The sequence below is a fragment of the Vibrio sp. TBV020 genome, assembly GCF_046056895.1.
In the GTDB taxonomy this organism is placed as follows: domain Bacteria; phylum Pseudomonadota; class Gammaproteobacteria; order Enterobacterales; family Vibrionaceae; genus Vibrio.
Genome location: NZ_JBEEAQ010000003.1, coordinates 1676447 through 1696875 on the forward strand (window position 1 = coordinate 1676447; position 20429 = coordinate 1696875).

Annotated in this window: 14 protein-coding genes; 7 read left to right on the forward strand and 7 right to left on the reverse strand. The window is 45.9% G+C overall.

The genetic code is table 11. From position 1 onward, the window contains the following. The first annotated feature begins 4 nt into the window (after positions 1-4). Entirely contained in the window at positions 5-3133 is a 3129-nt protein-coding gene (locus tag AAFX28_RS15925) for an efflux RND transporter permease subunit (RefSeq protein WP_408689088.1), read from the forward strand. A gap of 68 nt (positions 3134-3201) precedes the next feature. Here the strand turns inward: AAFX28_RS15925 and AAFX28_RS15930 are convergent, their stop codons facing one another. After that, complete coding sequence (locus tag AAFX28_RS15930; RefSeq protein ID WP_408689090.1) at positions 3202-3432, reverse strand: glutaredoxin family protein; 231 nt, start codon at positions 3430-3432, stop codon at positions 3202-3204. 127 nt (positions 3433-3559) lie between these two features. Here AAFX28_RS15930 and AAFX28_RS15935 point away from each other — a divergent pair, with 127 nt between their 5' ends. Genes AAFX28_RS15935 through AAFX28_RS15945 form a run of 3 tightly spaced genes read left to right on the forward strand, consistent with a single transcriptional unit; the run spans position 3560 to position 5327 of the window. Then, on the forward strand, positions 3560-4063 hold the full coding sequence (locus AAFX28_RS15935) for a YgjP-like metallopeptidase domain-containing protein (RefSeq protein WP_408689092.1): 504 nt from the start codon (positions 3560-3562) through the stop codon (positions 4061-4063). A 4-nt stretch (positions 4064-4067) separates the two neighbouring features. Further along, positions 4068-5117, forward strand: coding sequence for a 23S rRNA (adenine(1618)-N(6))-methyltransferase RlmF (rlmF, locus tag AAFX28_RS15940; RefSeq protein ID WP_408689093.1), 1050 nt, complete (start codon positions 4068-4070; stop codon positions 5115-5117). Positions 5118-5144: 27 nt separating this feature from the next. Further along, positions 5145-5327 carry a hypothetical protein gene (locus AAFX28_RS15945; RefSeq protein WP_408689095.1) on the forward strand — a complete coding sequence of 61 codons (183 nt, stop codon included), beginning with the start codon at positions 5145-5147 and terminating at the stop codon, positions 5325-5327. Here AAFX28_RS15945 and pilW read toward each other — a convergent pair. Together pilW and metA are read right to left on the reverse strand one after the other, a co-directional pair. Beyond that, positions 5324-6034 carry a type IV pilus biogenesis/stability protein PilW gene (gene pilW / locus AAFX28_RS15950; protein ID WP_408689097.1) on the reverse strand — a complete coding sequence of 237 codons (711 nt, stop codon included), beginning with the start codon at positions 6032-6034 and terminating at the stop codon, positions 5324-5326. The two genes, AAFX28_RS15945 and pilW, sit on opposite strands and share 4 nt — an antisense overlap. A 193-nt stretch (positions 6035-6227) precedes the next feature. Further along, positions 6228-7169 (reverse strand): homoserine O-succinyltransferase, encoded by a 942-nt coding sequence (gene metA, locus AAFX28_RS15955; RefSeq protein WP_408689099.1) that lies wholly within the window; start codon positions 7167-7169, stop codon positions 6228-6230. A gap of 129 nt (positions 7170-7298) precedes the next feature. On the opposite strand from metA, the gene AAFX28_RS15960 reads away from it, so the two are divergent. From AAFX28_RS15960 to AAFX28_RS15970, 3 genes are all read left to right on the forward strand, one after another. Continuing rightward, positions 7299-7691: an ATP-binding protein gene (locus AAFX28_RS15960; protein ID WP_408689101.1), complete on the forward strand. Its 393-nt coding sequence runs from the start codon at positions 7299-7301 to the stop codon at positions 7689-7691. After that, on the forward strand, positions 7670-8107 hold the full coding sequence (locus AAFX28_RS15965; RefSeq protein ID WP_408689103.1) for a DUF3859 domain-containing protein: 438 nt from the start codon (positions 7670-7672) through the stop codon (positions 8105-8107). The genes AAFX28_RS15960 and AAFX28_RS15965 overlap by 22 nt, the downstream gene beginning before the upstream one ends. 178 nt (positions 8108-8285) lie before the next feature. After that, positions 8286-9920, forward strand: a complete 1635-nt coding sequence (locus tag AAFX28_RS15970) for a methyl-accepting chemotaxis protein (protein WP_408689105.1) — start codon at positions 8286-8288, stop codon at positions 9918-9920. Positions 9921-9970: 50 nt separating this feature from the next. Here the strand turns inward: AAFX28_RS15970 and AAFX28_RS15975 are convergent, their stop codons facing one another. The 4 genes from AAFX28_RS15975 to AAFX28_RS15990 form a co-directional block, all read right to left on the reverse strand. Beyond that, entirely contained in the window at positions 9971-11362 is a 1392-nt protein-coding gene (locus AAFX28_RS15975) for a vWA domain-containing protein (RefSeq protein ID WP_408689106.1), read from the reverse strand. Between the two features lie 10 nt (positions 11363-11372). Next, the gene (locus tag AAFX28_RS15980; protein WP_408689108.1) at positions 11373-11909 is read right to left on the reverse strand and encodes a TadE/TadG family type IV pilus assembly protein; all 537 of its coding nucleotides are present in this window, start codon (positions 11907-11909) and stop codon (positions 11373-11375) included. 11 nt (positions 11910-11920) lie between these two features. Continuing rightward, positions 11921-12433: a TadE/TadG family type IV pilus assembly protein gene (locus tag AAFX28_RS15985; protein WP_408689110.1), complete on the reverse strand. Its 513-nt coding sequence runs from the start codon at positions 12431-12433 to the stop codon at positions 11921-11923. 151 nt (positions 12434-12584) lie between these two features. After that, a complete protein-coding gene (locus tag AAFX28_RS15990; RefSeq protein ID WP_408689111.1) occupies positions 12585-20285 on the reverse strand; it encodes an Ig-like domain-containing protein in 7701 nt (2566 codons plus the stop codon). Positions 20286-20429: the final 144 nt, after the last annotated feature.

The window sequence follows — 20429 nt, forward strand, 5'->3', positions numbered from 1 at the left end:
AGTCATGGAAGAGTCTAAACAGAAAGGGCTGATCGCTTACTTTGCCAACAACTCAGTTGCCGCTAATTTGATGATGGCTTTCATCCTGATCGTTGGTACGGTGAGCTTCTTCTTTATCCAACGACAGATGTTCCCAAATATCGAGGTTAACTACATCAATGTCAGTGCTCAATATCCAGGGGCTTCACCTCAAGAGATTGAAGAAAGCATTCTGATCAAGTTGGAAGAGTCGCTTAAAGATGTGACAGGTATTAAAAAGTCAGTATCAACGGCGTATCGAGGCAGCGGTAATATTGAGCTTGAAATCGGTGTAGATGAAGACATTGATTCTGTGTTGGATAAGGTCAAGCAAAAGGTCGATTCGACCTCCAATTTCCCTGACGCGATGGAGCCTATTCAAGTTTACCAATATGAATGGCGACAAGATGTTATTGAGATGGCGCTGGTGGGTGACCGTACGTTACTCGAACTGAAACCGATAGCGAAACAAATTGAAGATGAACTGCTTCAGCTAAACAACGTGGCTTTGGTTGACCTCGGTGCACCAGAATATGAGATAGCAGTAGAAATCGAGCCAAGGGTGCTGCAGAAATACAGCCTCACGCTGAATGATGTTAGTCAGGCGATTCAACGTTACTCGGCCAATTATTCTGCTGGCGAAGTGCGCACCAATGCGGGGATGATCTCGGTACGTATTGAAAACCAATACTATAGCGGTGAAGAGTTCCGCGATATTCCAGTTAAGATTGGTGCCAATGGTGGCAAAGTGTTACTGCAAGACATTGCGACTATTAAAGATGGCTTTACGGAAGATGATCGTTACTTCCGTTACTCGGGCCAGAACGCTATGTATCTTTCGGTCAAAGCGACCAAAGATCAGAATATGGTCACGGTTGCTGAATCTGTGAAAGCGTACTTGGAGCAGAAGAACAAAACCTTGCCGGCGGACTTGCAGATCAAAACCTTGGTCGATATGACCTATTACTTAAATGCTCGCTTGGACATGATGCTCAAGAATTTACTTCAAGGTGCCGTACTGGTTGCTTTGATGTTGAGCTTGTTCTTGCGCGTTAAGCTAGCTATGTGGGTAATGGTTGGTCTTCCGGTCTGTTTCTTAGGCGCGGTTATGCTAATGCCAGCGATTGGTGTCAGCATTAATATTATTTCTTTATTCGCCTTCATTATGGTGCTAGGTATTGTGGTTGATGATGCGATTGTTATCGGTGAGAGTGCCTACAGTGAAATAGAGAAACATGGCGGTGGTGTGGAAAATGTCGTGCGTGGCGCTAAGCGAGTCGCTACTCCTGCGACATTTGGCGTACTGACAACCATGGCGGTGTTTGCACCGTTCTTAATGTCCAAAGGGATAGAGAGAGCCTTCTTCTTTGGCATTGCATCCATTGTTATTCTCTGCCTGTTTTTCAGTCTGATTGAATCTAAGCTCATTTTGCCTTCGCATTTGGCCCATACGAAATTTAAGCCAATCAAGAAAGGCAGTTGGCGTGATCGTTTTAACACTAGGTTCTTTGGCTTTATCAATGGTCCCTACAAAAACTTCGTTAAGTGGTGTACACATTGGCGTTGGAGCGTGTTTGCGACCTTTGTCGGCGTATTAGCAGTCAGTATCGCTATGGTGATGGCGAGCTATGTTCGCGTCGTCCCTTCGCCTAAAGTTCCTCATGACTTCCCTAGTATAAAACTAGTGATGAATGACAATGTGTCGAGTGAACAGACCATTGAAGCACTTAAGTTGGTTGAATCGACAGTGCTGGCTATTGATAGCGAGATTGAGCAAGAAACAGGTCAGAAAATGGTACGTGATATTCTGACTTTCAGCCAAGGTCGCAAAGAAGGGCGTTTAGTGATTCCTCTGGTTGATGAAGAGCTAAGACCTTTCAACACCTTCGAGTTGGCTAGACGATGGCGTGAACGATTGCCGAGCATCCCAGGCTTAAAGATGTTGAACGTGTCAGACAACGTTAACGATGACGAAAAGGGCGATGAGTTTGGCTTTATACTCTATGGCTCAGACATAGAAAACCTCAATGCAGCAGGGCGCGATCTGATCATCTCGTTACAACAGCAGCAAGGTCTATTTGATATTTCATCCTCTATCGATTCGGGCAGTCAGGAAGTGTTACTGTCTCTCGCACCTGTTGCTTATGATCTTGGCTTAGATCTGTTTGATATCGCGACTCAGGTCGGGGGGAGTTTCTACGGTGGCGAGGCGCAGCGCGTACTCCGTGATGGCGAAGAAATTAAAGTCATGGTGCGTTACCCTAAATTGACCCGTGAAGCCTTCTCATCACTGCGGTATGCGGTTATCACTACACCTGAAGGCAAGAAAGTAATGCTTGGTGATGTGGTTGAGATTAATCAGCAGCCTGGTGTTAGCAGCATTCGCCGTGAAGGCGGTTATCGTAGTGTTTATGTTTACGGCTCTATTGATGAAGAGCTAGTTGAACCTAACCAAATCATCGAACAAGTGAATAGTGAGATCATCCCAGACATTCTTGCTAACTACCCGGGCGTTAAGAGTGAACTGGGTGGCACTATAGAAGAACAGCAAGCTCAGCAAAATGAGCAGATTATCTTCTTTATTGCCGGCATGATTATCGTCTACATTCTGCTTGCGGTGCCGCTTAAGAGCTATGCTCAACCATTGATTATTATGTCAGTGATTCCGTTTAGCTTAACAGGAGCAATATGGGGACATTATTGGTTTGGGCTCGATCTCAGCATGATGTCGACATTTGGCCTAATTGCTGCGGCGGGCGTAGTCGTTAATGACTCTTTGGTGATGACTGATTACGTGAACCAAGTCCGAGCGCGGGGAGTAAGCATTAAAGAAGCGGTAATTGAAGCCGGTTGCGCGCGATTTAGAGCGATCACATTGACCTCGATTACGACCTTTGTTGGTGTCTTGCCGATTATGTTCGAGACCAGTCTGCAAGCGAGGTTTGTGATCCCAATGGCCGTAGCACTTGGGTTTGCAGTGCTGTTTGCAACCTTACTGACTTTAGTTCTAGTCCCATGCCTCTATCTAATGCTTGAGGATATTAAAGGGCTATTTACAAAGCTGAAAGGTCTAGTGACTCGTAAGCGTAGTAATTCACAAGCAGTCACGGAATAGAATTACTTAGATAGTACGGCTTGGCGCTTTAGGGCGTCACGCCGTAACAACAATACACAGCGCTGAGATTACTTAGCGTTGTAGATCTTCTCAAAGTTCCCCGGATTCCAGCCAATCATAATACGGTCACCAATTTTTAGAACGGGGAGAGAGCGAGCACCAATCGCGTCAAGCTCCTTACGGCCGCGCTGCATCTTTGCATTTGTTAACCTGTACTTATAGCCCTTTGAGTCTAAGTAGCGCTGTGCGTCTTTACAGTGTGGGCATTTATCTTTTACGTACAGTACAAGTCGTTTCATGGTGTGTTCCTACGGTTATCTCTGGCACAGAGTTTAACGAAAAGGCCGTGAATGGCAAGTATGAATAGGGTAGACTGACGCCCCTTTGTTTTCGCGACGCATCTCGTCATATCTGTTAACGGTGATTATGAATCCTCTACTTCGATATATTCAAGGCTACCCTGAACACATCTTAGATCCGGTTAATCAAATGCTGGAGTCAGAACGCTTTAATGCTTGGTTCGAAAAACGTTACCCAGTAAACCATGATATTAAGAGCGAAAAGGCCTTGTTTGAATATACGATGGCGATCAAAAACCGCTATATGAAAAAGACAGCGCCGCTTAGTAAAGTGATTTATGACAGCAAAATCCATCTGATCAACAATGCCCTTGGTTTACACACCTATGTGGCCAAAGTTCATGGCGGCAAGATCAAATCAAAAAACGAGATTCGTATCGCGAGCGTATTTAAGAATGCACCAGAGCCACTATTGCGTATGCTAGTGGTGCATGAGTTAGCACACCTTAAAGAGAAAGAGCATAACAAGTCTTTCTATCAATTATGCTGCCATATGGAATCGGATTATCATCAGCTTGAACTCGATGCTCGCCTATTTATGATCTACCAAGAAACCTCTAAGCAAAAGTAGCATTATGACTCGACAAACTAAGAAAACACGCGCTCAAAGTCACAGTAAAACTGAGCAAAAGTCGACTGAAATGATAGTCATCACCATCAAAGGTAAGCCTGGCTTACACAATCGTAATGTTCATCAAGGTCGCTATGATTTCGCAGAGTTGGTTGGTGCACTGCCTGAGCTGAAAAAGCATCTGGTGAAGAATCCGAAAGGGGAGCAGAGCATTAACTTCTCAGATCCTATAGCGGTCAAGTTACTTAACAAAGCATTGCTTGCTCACCATTACAACGTCACTTCTTGGGATATCCCACAAGGCTATTTATGTCCGCCAATTCCGGGGCGTGCAGACTATATTCATCGCTTAGCGCAGTTGCTCACTGATGAGTCAAAATCGCTGAAACATAGTCAGGTGAGAGCCTTGGATATCGGTGTTGGAGCGAACTGTATTTACCCTATTGTCGGCGCGACTCAGTATGGTTGGAACTATATCGGATCAGATGTTGATGCGATTTCGGTACATAACTCGAATCAGATCGCGAGCAATAATGAAGTGCTGCAAGGGCGTATAGAGTGTCGACTACAAAGCGACAGTCGCAATTTCTTTAAAGGGATCATTAAGCCGAATGAGTTTTATGATGTGACGACCTGTAATCCGCCATTCCACAAGTCATTGCAGGACGCACAGCAAGGTAGTGAGCGAAAGATTAAGAACTTGGCTGCCAATAAGAGCAAACGTGGTCAGGTTGTGGCCCAGTCTCCATCGAGTCGTTCACCTATACTTAACTTTGGTGGGCAAAAAGCGGAGCTATGGTGTCCGGGTGGAGAGGCGGCATTTATCAAGAACATGGCGTTTGAAAGTCGAGATTATGCCAAGCAAGTTTTATGGTTTTCTACGCTAATTTCGAAGAAAGAGAACGTGCGTTGGATGCGAAAAAACCTTGAGAAAGCAGGAGCTCGTGAGGTTAAGGTTGTTGAAATGAGCCAAGGCCAAAAAGTTAGCCGCTTTATAGCATGGACGTTCAAAACAGAAGCAGAACGCCAACAATGGCTGAAGCTAAAAAGCTAATGATTTAACAGGTAGGGAGCAGGGGATATGGAGTTTGAAATTTATATGCCCTGCGAACCAGACTGGATCTGTGATAGTTTGCTTGTTCTATTTGCAGCCTTACTTGTTTTGGGGCTGCTCGGCTTTAGTTACATACTTTATAAAGAATATCGTCGCTTACACAGAATCACTAAACGTAAGCAACGACGTGATATATCTCGTAAGCGTTAACTCATATTCTCTAACTTATTCCTATACTTTTGCTCTAATGCTTTGTTACCCGCGCGTTGCTCTAACTCTATCAGTAGTTGCAACGAAGGCTTCTGGGTTCCGTAGCGTTGGTGAAACTGCATCAGCCTAATTCTAGCGTCGGTGTAATCCCCGTTATCTATCTCTAATTTAGCTAAGTTTAGTAACGATCTTGGACGGTATGGGTCGTGGTCTAATGAGCGATGGAAGTATTGCTGCGCCTGCTCAGTATTACCTGATTTCAAAGCACACAACGCGGCGTTCTCATAGCTAGCGGAAATCAAATAGTAATAAGGTTGATTGATGGCCTTGTTGAAGAACTTATCTGCTTGCTCATAGCGTTCATGTTTACAAAGGAATGTCCCATAGTTATTGAGTACGTTGCCGTTTTTTGGGTGCTGGCTCAATGCGGACTTGTACAGTTTCTCTGCTGATTCGTCTTCACCCACTTTCTCAAAGTAATGGGCAAGAGATAATTGCGCTCGATAATACTTAGGGTCGTGCTCGAGTGCTTTCTCTAGGTTCTCTCGGGCTTTGAGCATATTCCCTTGATTAAGATAACCAATTCCCAATTCAATGCGCGCTTCAGAGCGTTCTCTAGCGTTGGCTGTAGGCGCGTTGTTGGATGGCGCTTCTACAGTCATACAACCAGAAGCGAGTAAAGTAATAGCAAGTAAGGGCAAACGCATAATGTCGACAGAGTTGTGAGTGAAATGAATATATAACTTACTTCTGCCTGTGTGATTAGTTAGGGGAAAAACTATGCGACTGGTTTTGCATTTCGCCTTCTTTTTACAGTGGGGAGATAGACAAAGGGACGTTTAACCTAGAGTTAAATGTCCCTTTTGATTCGATCTAAGATGAGCACTTGGCCAGTAAGAACTAATCGTCCTTAGTAAAGTTGGCCTCACTAAACTTATCAAGATCGTATGGTGTTTGCTGGTAAACACAGTAATTTAGCCAGTTAGAGAAAAGTAGGTGGCCGTGACTACGCCAGCTTGCACAAGGTGGGTTATCTGGATTGTTGTTCGGGTAGTAATTTACCGGAATCGCAGGCTCCATCCCTTCGCCAAGATCTCGTACATATTCGTTATGCAGAGTATGAGAGTCATACTCAGGGTGGCCCGTGACAAATACGTTACGTTTGTCTTTGGTTGCTGCCAAGTAAACTCCAGCAACGTCAGAGGTTGCAAGAACGTCCAAGTCAGTATTCTGTTCTAAGTATTCTGGTGAAAAATCAGCGTAGCGACTATGCGGTGCTAGGAATGTGTCATCAAAACCACGTAATACTGGGTGATATGGCTGGTGGATTTTATGATGATATACCCCAGAAAGCTTCTCTTTACGTGTGCGTTTTGGCAAGTCGTAAAGCAGCTTTAGTCCAGCTTGTGCCGCCCAACATACATACAGTGTTGAGGTGACATGATTGTTCGCCCAGTTCATGATGGTCTTGAGGTGGTCCCAGTAAATCACATCTTCAAACTGAACAAGACCAAGAGGGGCACCAGTGATGATCAGACCATCAAAGTTGCGATCTTTTACCATTTCAAATTGGCGGTAGAAGTTATCAAGGTGTTCGGTTGGCGTGTTTTTACTTGGGCGGTCATCGATGCGCAGCAGTTCAATATCTACTTGCAGCGGGCTATTCGATAGTAAACGTAAGAATTGAGTTTCCGTTTCGATTTTCTTAGGCATAAGATTGAGGATCAGAACCTTAAGCGGACGAATTTCCTGAGTTGATGCACGAGATTCAGGCATCACAAAGATGTTCTCAGTACGTAATACGTCAGATGCAGGTAATTGATCGGGGATCTTAATTGGCACAGCTTACTCCCTAAGCGGTATTATGGACGTCTATACTTCTAAACTTAACGCAATCAGAATGAGATGTCGATAGCAATTTTAGCTACTTCTGTATTAAGATTCGTTTAACGCTCTCTACCCAATTAAATAATGACATTGAAGCTGACCCTCATTCGAGGCCTACCTGGCTCTGGTAAAAGTACCTTAGCTAAAACACTACCTGGTGAACATGTTGAAGCGGACATGTTCTTTGTCGATGAGTCTGGTGAATATCATTATCAAGCGGATAAGATTTCCGATGCCCATCAATGGTGTCAGACGAAAACTAGACAAGCACTCGCCAATAATACCGATGTAGTTGTTTCAAACACGTTTGTTCGACGCTGGGAGATCATGCCTTACTACAAAATGGCCAAACAGTTTGGTGCTTGTTTAGAAGTGATTGAGTGCAGCGGTAATTACGGCAATATCCATGGGGTCGAGCCAGAAGTGATAGCAACAATGAAGAAGCGGTGGCAAGAATGGCGAAACGAAGCCCAGTAGTAGAAATGCTGTCTTATGGTATTTACAAAGAGTGGGACTCTAAATCAAAACACCTACCTAAAATTCAAGAGTTCACAACCAAAGTGCCTGCGGACGAAGAGGTTGAATTTGGCTATATCGTCAACATTAAGAAAGCCAAAGGTGAAGTGATCGAGTTCTGTATTGACCACCCAGGAGTCAAAGGTAAGAAAGGGCAAATACTAGAGCCATTCACGGGTGATTTGCATGTTGGTAGCAACGACTGGGATTTCTATTTGGGAGATACCATACAACTGCTTGACCCGATAGAGGGCTATGAGTCGAATATCGGTAAATGGCGGATGACGATTTCTATGAACCAAAGAGCCATCGCAGACAAAACCTTTGATGTGTTTGCCCGTGATGAAGGGGAGTTTTGGAAACATAGAGGTTTCTAAACTTACCTTGTAACTGATTGATTTTCGATAATTTTATTTATTATAGCTCACTACGTAAAATAACCACAAAAAATTTGTTAATACTTTAGTTTAGACGCTAGCGACTCTCAGAGAACACGTCTATACCTAACTATAGTGCTCAAGGAAAGCGCATTCTGGTTAGGTAAAGGAGTTCTCAATGGCTTTAAGTAATGTCCCACTAAAATATAAAATTGCGTTAGGGGCTGGCATCCCCCTCTTGCTTCTAATATTTCTATCAATCGTTTCCATCGCGAGTTCACGCTCCCAAGTAGAAACCAGTGCGATGGTCGATCATACCCATAAAGTGATTCAGCAAGCGATGAAGATTGAAGCTGCTGCAGTAGACATGGAAACAGGTATGCGTGGCTATCTGCTTGCAGGTAAAACAGAGTTTTTGCAACCGTACGAAAATGGCCAACGAGAATTTACACGACTAGTGACAAGCTTAAAGGTGACGGTGGATGATAACCCGACTCAAGTTACGCGCCTAGGTGAGATAGAAACAACGATCAACGAATGGTTATCCAATGTCACTGAGCCCGCGATTGAACTAAGAGGAAAAGTGGGTGATACGACAACAATGGATGATATTTCAGAATTAGTCGCTGAAGCTCGAGGAAAAACATATTTTGATAAGTTCCGCTCCCAGATTGCAGACTTTATTGCGATGGAAGATGAACTGATGATCAAACGCCAAGCCGCAGCTGAAGGAGCGGCAGCCAGTATGGAAAATACCCTGATCTTTGGCACTGTACTAGCGATAGCGTTAGGCTCAGTGATTTCTTGGAGTGTGATAAAAGCGATTACGGAGCCTGTTAGAGAAGTTGCGAGAGGGCTTGAGCTGTTGGCTGATGGGGACCTGACCGCCACTATTTCAGTGAAGTCGAAAGATGAAATAGGGATGATGGCGAATAGCTATAACCAAGCGGTCAAAAAAACCAATGATGTGATCATGCGGGTACACAATACGACCGACGAGGTTGTCGATGGGGCTTTATCGATCACAAAAGCTAACGATGAGATGAAGAAAGAGTTGGAATATCAGTCAGATAAGGTCGCTCAAATCTCTGCGTCAATCGAAGAAATGTCAGTAAGTATCCAAGAAGTTGCATCTAAGTCTTCGGATGCGACATCTTCAGCTCAAAGTGCAGGGGTCACGGCAAACTCTGGGGGGCAAATCGTTTCCGATACTATTGAAGGTATGAAATCTATTAATGATGCAGTGTCTGCTTCTTCGAATAGTGTGGCTGAACTTGGTAAACGCGGTGCGGAAATTGGTGAGATCATCAGTGTCATCAATGGCATAGCAGAACAAACTAACTTGTTAGCATTAAATGCGGCGATTGAGGCGGCCCGAGCTGGTGAGGCTGGTCGCGGGTTTGCAGTGGTTGCTGATGAAGTTCGAGCGCTGGCAGATCGAACGACCACAGCGACGCGAGAAATTGGCGGTTCTATTGAAACGATTCAAGGAGAAACTCAGCGAGCAGTTGAACGAATGGAGTCAGGTTCAAACTATGTACAAGAGGGTTTGAAGTTGGCGAGACAAGCTGGTGATAGCCTTGAAAATATTGTTAGCGGCTCACATGAGGTCGCAAGCATGATTGATAGTATTGCAGCGGCGACTGAGCAACAATCTTTGGCCAGCTCTGAAGTCGCTCGTAATGTAGAAGGTGTTTCTCAAGCATCACAAAATGCAAATGTACAAGCGAATACGGCAGCACGTTCAGCACGAAGCTTAGCGGAGAAAGCGGAGCAGCTAAGAAAAATCGTCAATCAGTTTAAAGTCGCTTAAACAAAGAAGCAAAACGCCTGTGTTTACACGCACTCACAGCGTTTTGCTCACTATAATGTCAGGCGGATAATTACGTTCAGCATTTCATCAAAACATGGTCCAAGGGCTTCCTCGTCAACTGCATGACAGTAAACGCCCTCTAGTTGATCGGCGCGATAATCAGCCGCAAGGTCACTATCGCTAAGTAATCTTGGATCATTTGCCATTCTAAGTAACATATCTTCACCGACTTCATTATCAGGTCCTGCGCTTGAAGTGAGAGAAGAGCCTAAACCTAAAGTGAACACGTAAATACCTTCATCTCGCGCTGCTGTCGCCATATCTTCGGTCAAGTTGCGTGAAGCTCGGTTTACTCGTGTGTAAAGGTCATTCGCTGAATTAGAGTTACGGTTGTATTGATAAACTGGTCGGTTAGGATGGTCTGGATTTAACACTTTAAATTCAGTCGCGCTAGAGTCATGTGCGGTATAGTAGTCGGGCATTGATACTAAATAGTCATCGATGTTGTAGCTTAGATAACCGTATCCTGACAACTGAGTCGCGATAGCATCATGCCTCCAAAGCCCTCTAGGAGTACCACTGGATCCGTCGCTGGAACGAATTGCACCAGTATAATCAAAACTGGTAAAAGAGTAGTCAAACTGAGAGGCAAATGTATTTGGAGCACCATCAGTAAAGAAGACGATGACTTTCAGGTTAGCAGGGTTAGAGACATTGCGTAATGCATCAAGCGCACGATAGAAGCCTTCAGATGAATTGGTATATTGTGGGTTTGATGTGCTGCCGAAATTAAAAGCATCGATAGCGGATGTGATCGAGCTGCGACTGTGCCCCCGAGAAGATTGAAATGCTACGGGGACTTCCGCACCAAATGCATATTTAACTAACGCGATTCGGTCAAAGCTTTCATTAAAATTAGTGATGAATTCTTTCGAGCGCTCTACGACATCATCAGTTACGTCACCGATAGAACCGAGTCTTAGCGAAGTGGTGTTGTCGACGACGAGTACGAGATCAACCGGTCTTCTTACCGTCTGGGCTGACGCTTCTAAGTTGAGGTTACTATGGCCAAAGATGCCTAGAAATGTGGTGTCAATTTGAGAGCTTGCGGTTAAATCTATCGAGACATTGCCAAAAGAGTCATAAGCAAAGGAAAGAGTAGGAGAGGTGGAAGTACTGTTGTGATAGCCATCGGGGATGTTTGCAGCAAACATCTTTGCAGCAGCAGCCCTAGCAGCATCTTCACCCTCCGAAACGGCTCTCGCAGCAGCAATACCAGCGGCATCAACGGCAGCGAACAGTTTGGCTTTAACTAAATAGGCTCGGCCACTATCAACCGCTAGTCCCGTTGCGAGAATGATAAATGGGGCAGCGATTACCCCAATCAGTGCAACGAGTCCTTTATTCTTTCTGATGGCTAAAGTTCGTTTCAATTTAGTCATAGTGATACCCTCACAAGTAGGTTACATCACTCATGGTGAAGCTATTGGTAATAAAGAAGTTAGTCAGAGGAGAATACTCATAGTATATCTCTACGACATAAACAGACTCATTGTCTTCTAGTGCGATAGGGAAGTTCGATAGTGTAGGTGCTGGTGTTGCTATGACGCACTCATGATTTACCCAGTTCCCACAGTCATCCCAAATTCCACTTGTTTTAACTAGGCCAGAGTCACTCCAGCGATGTTGTTCATTGATGTACGGGTCATCATCTTCTTGGCCCGTTACAAGAGTGATATACATGATACCGTCACTAGTGAGATCAAGTTCTCCAGATGTCTTGGCAACGAGAGTCATTATTTCATTCGGGGTATTTGAACTCGTTCGGGAAACTAGGTTTGCTCCTTCTCGAGTAATGCCAATTAAGATGCTGTTGGCTTGAAGGTATTGAGACACTTCAATGATACCGCCGATAAGTAGCAGCATAAATGGTGCGACAAGTGTCATTTCAATGGCTGCGAACCCTTTCTGGATTTTAGTTTTGAACATAACTACAAACCTTAGAACGCTTCATTCTTCATCGCCGTGCTGACGGTGAAACTGTATTTACCATTTTCCATAAATGGATAAATAATAGGACTGAATGCTGGCCACTCACAGTCTAGATGTATTGCGATTATTTCTCCTGAAGAACCGAATCCAGCGACTGCGTTTCCGTCAATATCTTCCACCCGGATATCTTCTTCGACATCAAGTACTTGTTCTAAGTATCCGCTAGCAGCTTCAGACATTTTCTGAATAATGGCTGCTTCTCTACTGCCTAGACCATCAGGATCTAAATCAGAACGACCAGTAACCGCGTAACGAGCGCCTTCCCTCACTGAGTTTTGCATCGTCAATTTAACAAAGTTATAAACGGACAGATCTAGAATGGTGAAGAACATCGAAAAGAAGAAAGCAGCAACCAAGCTGAATTCGATTAACGTTGAACCACGCATTTTCTTATTTATCGGTTGCTTGCCTGCCATAGGCCATTCTTCAATTTGGCTGCGTTTTAGCCGGTTATGTCCCATTATTCACCTTTCGAGGTCGACTTATTACCGTTAACCTTCTAGCGATAACTAGATAAAGTATAGGAGTGATAACGGCATTATTCATATCACGAATGATTATCACTACCTATCTAGTTGTTAGTCTTAATTATTCTTTATAGTGCTCCTTTGACTAATCTTCTTTCACAACGAATATATCGTTTATATTCCCAGTTAGATCCGCAGCAGATAAGCCCAATAACTCGATTGATACACTATCGTTGTTTTCATTAACGACCTCTACAATGACTCCTGAATTATCTTGATTCGCTTCTACAGAATTCGAGATAGCAGTTAGGATATTGTCAACATCGGTATCACTTGGGTTATTGAATAAGTCACTGATATCCACTTTGTCATTGTCGGTTAGGCTAAAGTCGGTAATGACGTCATTTGAGCCATCTAGATGTAAGTCAAGCCAAGTGAAGATGTCGGCACCGGAGCCTCCGGAAAGGGTGTCACTGCCTTCTCCACCGATTAATGTGTCGTCTCCGCCTTGGCCATATAAGGTATCGTTGCCTTTACCACCATCTAACAGATCATCTCCACCTTCTTGGTTTTCTGACTCGCCAGACATGTCGTACATCGTATGATTCTCACGAATGAAGTTATAGAGTTCTTCGTCCGTTGGCGCAGAACCATTGATCTCAGTGATAAGGGTAACTAAACCTTCTAATCCTGAATCATCACCGGGGTAGGTGACATTAGGGTAGTCGCCCCATGGAAGGCCATCGCTGTTGACGGCATCCCCAAAGATAATGTCATCCCCACTGAAGCCTTCCAGAATATCGTCACCAAGATTACTGAGTTGATCGTGGCTTGATTCACCGATAAGAGCCGTAACCAACTGATTCTCAGTTGTAACGATTTCAACTTGGCCAGTCTGTTGTGGAGTATTATCAAATTGTTCCAATGTAGCGGTTGGAATATCTTCACCAATACCGATAGCACGGACCACACTGATGCTTGCAACAGCGTTATAGTCGTCCAACGCATTTTGGACATCGCCATTGTTTTGTTCCCCGCCACTATCAGAATTGTCGCCATTGTGGGTGGTAGGAACGCCATCTGTTAAGAACAGGGTGACATTTTCAAAACTAGGGTCAGCTTGGCTAGTAAACCAGGTATTGGCCTCTACAAAAGCATCTTCATAATTTGTTGAGCGGCCGACATCTTGGTTGCCATCACCATCTGCGTCTCCTAACTCCAAGTCTGAGATAGCAGCAATGAGTGAGTTGACCCCACCAGTTTGATTTAAGTCTTCGATATCGAACGCTAAGGTTGCTGAACTACCAAAAGCAATTAGAGCGATATTGAGAGTACCGGTATGGCTGGAAAGTTGATTCACATAGGTGGTTAATGCACTGCGCATGACGCTAAGTCGAGTACCACCACTCATGCTTTCACCCATACTACCGGATATATCGGTAAGAATAGCGATGTTGTAGTTGTTAGCTGGAACAATGATTGTTTCACTGCCACCAGGGTCACCCAAAACAACATCGTCTCCGCCGTGTCCAGACAATTCATCGCCATCAGGAGTTCCTTTTACAAGTACGCCCGCAGGTGCTATTTCTGAGTTAAAGGTGATGAAGGCATTGTCTGTTGCGCCATCGCTGTCTGTTGCAGTGTAGCCAACGGTTTCACTGATTTCGGCGGTAATAACATCAACGCCTTGTAAGGTAATATTAGAATTAACACTTGGTGAGCCAGAGCCTGCTTGGGTTGTGAAGACTCTAACTTGATCGAAACCATCTGCAAAATCGATATGAGCTGTAAACTGGCCAGAGCCGTCATAAACGCTGCCGGGATCATCATCGTCATCGTAGATGAACTCGCCAACAACATCCCCATCTCTCATGAGCAATACATGGATTTGGGCATCAGCGCTATGGCCATCATTGTAGTGTGACCAGACACTACCAAAACTCACTTCTGCCTCGGTAATTAGCACATCAGCGTTGCCTCCAGAAATATTATTGAAATCAATGTCTATGTAGTCTTTCGAGGTGACATCCAGCTCGCTATCACCCACGCCCAATCCTGTCTCGTTGGCTGCGCCGTCATAATAGAGCATTGCAGATGTAAGTTGGTTTGGATTATCAGGTCTAGTGCCAGAATAGGTTCCTCCAGAGATCACAACGCCACTTGCTAACGAGAATGAATCAACTTGCCCGTTACCATAGTTCCCAACAAAATCTTCAACCGCATTGAAGCTGAGTTGCTCACCAATATCTGGATCTTGTATATATTGGAGCATTGATTGATCAGTCAGGTCTGTTGACGTTGTAATAGGAGTATCGAACCCTTGACCAACAAGGAAAACGGTACCAAATTCAGGTAACTCGTTAATTCGAATGTTCGTTACGCGAGCGTCATTGGCAGAAGCATCATCTTCTATGTCAGTGACAACATCAATTTGATTACCTTGACCGTCATCTTCCATATCAAAGTCAAAATTTTGGGCATTGGCGTCACTTGAAACGGTAACCACAAAATCTTTGGCTTCGACAGGCTCATTTGCACCTTGAATAGTCACTGTTATCGTGGTCGTAGATCCGTCGATAGTAGAGACATCGAACGTTTCTATAATGGTATCAGTGGTAGTGAGCACTTGAGCGGCGTCATTGTCCAAGGTGAAGGTCCAATCTCCAGTTGACGCGTCGAACGTGAAGGTACCATAGGTAACGACTTGATCTGAGAGGGCGACAAATGGTTGGATGCCAGGCTCAACATTTGACACAGAGAGCGTGCCGCTTACTTGCTGCACTGTTTGTGGGTCAAGGTCAGAGTCACCATCTTCTGTTACGGTTCCAGCAATAGGGCCTGTTACGATAGGATCATCATTATCTAGAATGGATGCGCTATCACTCGCTGACAATGAAACTAAATCGCTATCATCGCCGATACTGCCTGTAGCGGTGACATCGAGTGCGAAGTTTTCTGTCCATTCAAATAGAGCATCGTCGAATGTGTCTACAGTGACTAATATATCGGTGACACTACCATCGATAACAAGTTGGCCACCGTTTGCTACCGATATAGACTGCGGTTGGTTGAACTCATCAGTATACGATACCGTTAGTTGTCCATTGAGCAGAAAATCGGCGAGTTCTGCACTGTAGTCACCAGTATTGAGGTTAAATGTATAAGTTAGATTTCCATCTACTTGTTTATCTAAAGACAGATCAAATTGAGCAGTGTTGCCTTCATTAACATTGCCACGGCTTTCAACATTTAATTCAGGGGTGTCGGCATTGTCCTCGTCGTCGTCCAGGTCATCAACGATTGTAGCGCTGCCGCTGTCAGACAGATTAAGGGGTTCGTTGTCATCGCCGATGGTGCCGGTGGTAGTGACATCCAACTCGAAGCTTTCGGTCCCTTCAAAGATATCATCATTCACCGTACCCACAGACACCGTCATCGTGGTGACGCTGCCATCCAGCACCAGTTGTCCGCCATTGGCAACCGTGACACTTTGTTGCAGGCCATTCTCATCGGTGTAGTCCACGGTGAGCTGGCCATTAAGGAGGAAGTCTTCCATCTCAGCGCTGAAGTTTGCTACATCCAACTCAAAGGTGTGGGTGAGGGTGCCGTCCACTTCTTTGTCGAGAGACACCGCGAAGCTTGCGGTGTTGCCTTCGGTCACTTCGCCGGCGTCATCGACAGTAAGGGTTGGCATATCAGCATTGCCTTCACCCTCATCTTGATCGTCCACGATTGTAGCGCTGCCGCTGTCAGTCAGATTAAGGGGGTCGTTGTCATCACCGATGGTGCCGGTGGTGGTGACATCCAACTCGAAGCTTTCGGTGCCTTCAAAGATATCGTCATTCACCGTACCCACAGACACCGTCATCATGGTGATGCTGCCATCGAGAACTAACTGTCCACCATTGGCAACCGTGACGCTTTGTTGAACGCCATTCTCGTCGGTGTAGTCCACGGTGAGCTGGCCATTAAGGAGGAAGTCTTCCATTTCGGCGCTGAAGTTCGCCACATCCAGATCAAAGGTGTGGGTGAGGGTGCCGTCCACTTCTTTGTCGAGAGACACCGCGAAGCTTGCGGTGTTGCCTTCAGTCACTTCACCCGCATCGTCGACAGTAAGGGTTGGCATATCGGCATTGTCTTCGCCATCGTCTTGATCGTCCACGAGGGTAGCGCTGCCGCTGTCAGAGAGATTAAGGGGTTCGTTGTCATCACCGATGGTGCCGGTGGTGGTGACATCGAGTTCGAAGCTTTCGGTGCCTTCGAAGATATCGTCATTCACCGTACCTACAGACACCGTCATAGTGGTGATGCTGCCATCCAGCACCAGTTGTCCGCCATTGGCAACCGTGACGCTCTGTTGCATGCCATTCTCGTCTGTGTAGTCCACCGTCAATTGACCACTCAGTAGGAAGTCTTCCATCTCGGCGCTGAAGTTCGCTACATTAAGTTCAAAGGTGTGGGTGAGGGTGCCGTCCACTTCTTTGTCGAGAGACACCGCGAAGCTTGCTGTGTTGCCTTCGGTTACTTCACCCGCATCGTCGACAGTGAGGGTTGGCATATCGGCATTGCCTTCGCCGTCGTCTTGATCGTCGACAAGAGTGGCGCTGCCGCTGTCAGAGAGATTAAGGGGCTCGTTGTCATCGCCGATGGTGCCGGTGGTGGTGACATCCAACTCGAAGCTTTCGGTGCCTTCGAAGATATCGTCATTCACTGTACCCACAGACACCGTCATAGTGGTGATGCTGCCATCCAGCACCAGTTGTCCGCCATTGGCAACCGTGACGCTCTGTTGCATGCCATTCTCGTCTGTGTAGTCCACCGTCAATTGACCACTCAGTAGGAAGTCTTCCATCTCGGCGCTGAAGTTCGCTACATTAAGTTCAAAGGTGTGGGTGAGGGTGCCGTCCACTTCTTTGTCGAGAGACACCGCGAAGCTTGCTGTGTTGCCTTCGGTTACTTCACCCGCATCGTCGACAGTGAGGGTTGGCATATCGGCATTGCCTTCGCCGTCGTCTTGATCGTCGACAAGAGTGGCGCTGCCGCTGTCCGTGAGGTTAAGGGGTTCGTTGTCATCACCGATGGTGCCGGTGGTGGTGACATCCAACTCGAAGCTTTCGGTGCCTTCGAAGATATCATCATTCACCGTACCCACAGACACCGTCATCGTGGTGATGCTGCCATCGAGCACCAGTTGGCCGCCATTGGCAACCGTGACGCTTTGTTGCACGCCATTCTCGTCGGTGTAGTCCACGGTGAGTTGACCATTAAGGAGGAAGTCTTCCATCTCGGCGCTGAAGTTCGCCACATCCAGATCAAAGGTGTGGGTAAGGGTGCCATCCACTTCTTTGTCGAGAGAGACCGCGAAGCTTGCGGTGTTGCCTTCGGTCACTTCACCGGCATCATCAACAGTGAGGGTTGGCATATCGGCATTGCCTTCGCCGTCGTCTTGATCGTCCACGAGGGTAGCGCTGCCGCTGTCAGACAGATTAAGGGGTTCGTTGTCATCACCGATGGTGCCGGTGGTGGTGACATCGAGTTCGAAACTCTCGGTGCCTTCGAAGATATCATCATTCACCGTACCCAGAGACACCGTCATACTAGTGATACTGCCATCGAGCACCAGTTGTCCACCATTGGCAACCGTGACACTTTGTTGAACGCCATTCTCATCGGTGTAGTCCACGGTGAGCTGGCCATTAAGGAGGAAGTCTTCCATTTCCGCGCTAAAGTTTGTCACATCAAGATCAAAGGTGTGGGTCAGGGTGCCGTCCACTTCTTTGTCGAGAGAGACCGCGAAGCTTGCGGTGTTACCTTCGGTCACTTCACCGGCATCATCAACGGTGAGCGTTGGCATATCGGCATTGCCTTCTCCATCGTCTTGATCGTCGACAAGAGTGGCGCTGCCGCTGTCCGTGAGGTTAAGGGGTTCGTTGTCATCACCGATGGTGCCGGTGGTGGTGACATCCAACTTGAAGCTTTCGGTGCCTTCGAAGATATCATCATTCACCGTACCCACAGACACCGTCATCGTGGTGATGCTGCCATCGAGCACCAGTTGGCCGCCATTGGCAACCGTGACGCTTTGTTGCACGCCATTCTCGTCGGTGTAGTCCACGGTGAGTTGACCATTAAGGAGGAAGTCTTCCATCTCGGCGCTGAAGTTCGCCACATCCAACTCAAAGGTGTGGGTGAGGGTGCCGTCCACTTCTTTGTCGAGAGACACTTCGAAGCTTGCGGTGTTGCCTTCGGTCACTTCACCGGCATCATCGACAGTGAGCGTTGGCATATCGGCATTTATTTCTTGCTCAATAAGATCATCAATTATCTTTCCTCGTCCGCTATCAGATAGAGAAAGGGTATCGTTGTTGTCACCGATGCTACCGTCGACATTGACATCTAGCTCGAAGCTCTCCGCTCCCTCGAATATGTCATCATTGAAAGTACCGACACTCACGGTTAATCCAGTGATACTTCCGTCGAGGGTTAACTGTCCACCATTGGCAACGATTTGTGATTGAGGATTGTTGTTTTCATCTGTGTATGAAACAGTTAACTGACCATCGAGTAGAAAATCTTCCATCTCTGCGCTGAATTGGTCGACATTCAATGTGAAGGTATAGGTAAGATCACCTTCAACAGGATTTGACAATGACACCCCAAACTCTGATGGTGAGCCTTCTTCTGTGGTTTCTGCATCGTTGACAGTGAGGAAAGGTCGATCATTATCACTCTCTTCTCCATCGCCATTATCAAAGATGCTACTGGTTACTGAGCCGCTTCCTACAAGGCCTGATACCGATTCTACCGACAAGCTAAACGACTCACTTCCTTCGAATACGTTATCTTGTGTAGTAGGGAGTGTAACTTCAATGGAGGTCACTCCAGCGGGTACATCAACAGTGCCATCCGGATTTAACGTGAGCGTTTCACCCGTATTAGCGATCAGACTGAGCGAACCAATATCGTTGTCTTCGGCAGAAATAAGATCTATATCCAGACTGAGAGTTGTGGTTTGGTTTGAAGGCTTATCGAAACTAATGAGGTAACCAGCTTCGTCACCTTCACTAATCTGTGTATCACCTGAAATACTTATCTCTGGAATTGGGTTAACAACAACATCCACGATAAGAGTATCTGTCCCCCCAAAACCATCCGATACAATGACAGTAAAGCTATCGTCACCATCGAAATTTTCATTCGGTGTGTAAGTCCAAGTACCGTCTGGATCAACTTCTACATCGCCGTTGGTTGGTCCAGATTCTAGAGAAAAGGTTAAGTCATCTTCGTTAGGATCAGAGGCTGTCAAGACACCTGAAATAGGCGTGTCTTCATCCGTTGTGACACTGATGTCATCGCCTAAAGGCTCACCGTTCGAGGTAAAGAAAGGCGGCTGTTGAAACTCTCTGAACTGGTCAAGTAAAGTGAGACTTTGCGTTTCAGATAGGCCTAAAGAAGCAAGACCCTCAGTATCAAAGTTTGTGGATGCAATTGTCTCAGCACCATCACGTTCAATACTTCCTGTTGAGGTTAGACTAGAACCATTCTGTCCCCCGGCGGCGGTCGCAAAATCTTCACCTAATTGAGTTGGGTCATCTCCCCCTTCTAATGCAGCGAAGATGTCTTCGATTTCATTCGTAATATCTTGCGGGGAGCCGTCTTGGTTTATGAAGTCGATTTGTATATCACCAGTACTACTTCCATCGTCAGTACCTTCTGCAGTGACTAACACTTCACCAGGTAGAGGAGAGCCTCCTTCTGGAATGATTCTGACGTTGCCGTTTGCATCAACGGCAATGATTTGACCACCTGCAATGTTTGCTAAGGTGAAGTACTTATATAAACCCATAACACCACTCCATGACATGCTCGGGTTCTATTAACCAATAAAATTGCTCACTGACTCAATGAACGATAGAACTTAAGAGCACAAACGTTGTTCACTTCATATCGGAGCTAAGTCTAGCGTTGCCTAATAAGTATGTTGTGCTCA